Below are 2,430 nucleotides of genomic sequence, written 5' to 3' on the forward strand. Positions count from 1 at the left end.
CGGCCCGCTGCGCCTTTCGTCGGCCCGCGTCCGGTGCCGGCGGCGGTCGGATCGGTCGCGCCCGTTCGCCCGGTCCTCCTGGCCCGTCCGGTGGGCGGGCCGGCAGCGTCCTGCGGAGCGGGTGGCCCGGCGGGTGCCGGATCGGCGTGGCTGGCCGGGTCGGCGACCGGGCAGGCCACCAGGACCGCCGCCCGGTGCAGGCAGCGGGGTGCCAGCAGGCAACCGCAGCGGACCTGGTCCGGGCCGGTGACCGCGCCGGTCGGTCCGGGCCGCAGCACGACCACGGCCTCCGGGCCACAGTCGACCGACACGCCGCCGTCGACCCTGCCGACCGGCACCGCGGCCAGCCGTTCGACGGTGGCGTCCAGCCGCCGGCGCAGCCGGGACGGCAGGGCCGCCACCGCAGCGGCGGCGACCGCCGGCGACACCGGCGGCAACCGGTCGGCGGCCACGACGGTCGGGGTACGGTTCGTCAACGTGATCCTCCGCGGACACGGTCGCCCACCCAGCGGGCGAGTTCGAGCGGGCTGAGAGCGGCGACCGGCATCCCGGCCGCGACGAGCTGCTCGGCGACCGGCACCGAGTAGCACGGCACCCCCTGGTCGTTGAGCGCGGCGCAGCCCAGCAGGTGCACGCCGGCCGACGCCAGGGTGCGGACCTCGCCGAGCAACCCGGCCAGCGGGTAGCCCTCCTCGAAGTCGCTGACCACGGCGACGATGGTGCGGCTCGGCACGGTCACCAGCGAGCGGGCGTGGGCCAGCCCGGCGGCGATGTGCGTGCCGCCGCCGACGCGTACCTCCAGCAGCAGCGCCAGCGGGTCGTCGACCCGGTCGGTCAGGTCGACCACCTCGGTGGAGAAGGCGAGGAAGTGGGTGGACAGGGTGGGCACCCCGGCCAGCACGGCGGCGGTCAGCGCCGACCACACCACCGACGCCTCCATCGAGCCGGACACGTCGACCACCAGCACCAGCCGCCAGTCGGCCTCCCGACGGGTGCGGGTGTGGAAGACCGGGCGTTGCGGTACGACCACCGTCCGGCCGTCGTCGAGCCGCCGGGTGTGCGCCAGGTTCGCCCGCAGCGTACGGGCGAGGTTGATCCGGCCGCCGGGGCGGCGGGTCGGGCGCGGGCTGGTCAACCCGGTCAACGCCGGCCGCACCTGGGTGGCCAACCGCGCGGTCAGCTCCTCGACCAGCCGCCGGACCAGGGGCCGCAGCCCGGCCAGTTTCGCCTCGGGCAGGCCACCGGCCAGCGACAGCACCGAGGTCAGCAACTCCACCGAAGGGCGTACCGCGGCCGGGTCGAGTTCGCTGAGCACGTCGGTCCGGCCGCTCTCGGCGGCGCGGGCGATGACCTCCTCGCGAACCGTCGTGCCGAACAGCGCCTCCAGTTCGTCGGCCCACTCGCGGGCGGTCGGGAAGGCGGCCTCCTGCCCCCCGCCGGCCGCGTGGCCGAGGTCGATGCCGCCCTCGCCGCGCCCCGCCCCGTACAGCTCGTCCAGGGCGCGGGCGTAGCGGCGGGCGTCGGCCGGCAGCCGGTCGGGTTGGCGGCCGAGCAGCAGCCGCCACCGGTCCGCCGGGGCGAGCCCGGTGCCCGGCGGGGCCGCCCGGTTCGCGCCGCCGGTGGGGCCGCCGGCGGCGTCGGCGGGTGGATCCGGGATCGGTATATCGCGGGCGAGCAGGGCGGCCCGACCGGCCGCGTCGGCGGCGGCCCACCGGGCCAGCAGCTCGGGCGGGGCGGACAGGGCCAGGTCGAGCCGGTCGCCCAGCCGTTCGGCGACGGTGTGCAGCAGCCGCTCCCGGGCCGCCGGGGTGAGCACGTCGAACCCGCCCCGCAGCGCCGGCAACCGGTCCAGGAACTCGGGATCGGTGAGCCGTTCGACCCGGTCCAGCAGCGGGTCCAGGGCGGCGGGCGCGGACTGCAACAGCGGGTGCGCGGCGGTGAGCAGACCGCCGAGCAGCCGTTGCAGGTGCCGTCGGGCGTCCGGCCCGGTGGCCGCGTCGATCCAGCCGGCCACCCGAGTGCCCAGGCTGGCCAGGTCGGTCAGGTCGAGCAGCACCCGGGCGGCGAGGGCCGCGCCCTGCATCAGCGCCGAACCGGATCTGGTCAGGTCGTCGAGGGCGGTGTCCAGGCGCAGGCCGATCCGGTCCTGCCCGGCCCGGACGGCGAGGTCGACCAGGGCGGCGGCGTCGTCCGTGGCGTCGCTGCCGGCCAGGCCGGGCAGCCCACGGACCGCCGCGTCCAGCAGTACGACGGCCAGCTCGGCCGCCCGGTCGCGGTTAGCCGCCGTGGTGCCCGGCAGGTGTTCCCGGCGCAGCGCCTCCAGCAGGTCCAGTGCGGCCAGCAGCTCGGGCAGCGTGCCGCTGCCGGGCAGCACGGCGGCGGCCAGTTCGAGCCGATCGGTGACCAGCTCGGGCAGGTCACACCGGGCGG

1 protein-coding gene and 1 pseudogene are annotated in these 2,430 nt (G+C 77.7%); both read right to left on the reverse strand.

The genetic code is table 11. From position 1 onward, the window contains the following. Nucleotides 1-476: pseudogene (locus tag MCAG_RS33350) on the reverse strand (hypothetical protein); the annotation flags it as partial. Next, a partial coding sequence (locus MCAG_RS03505) for a DUF5682 family protein (protein WP_036372172.1) occupies nt 473-2,430 on the reverse strand: 1,958 nt, incomplete at its 5' end. The gene MCAG_RS03505 and the pseudogene MCAG_RS33350, both read right to left, overlap by 4 nt.

Source organism: Micromonospora sp. ATCC 39149, from assembly GCF_000158815.1.
Classification (GTDB): domain Bacteria; phylum Actinomycetota; class Actinomycetes; order Mycobacteriales; family Micromonosporaceae; genus Micromonospora.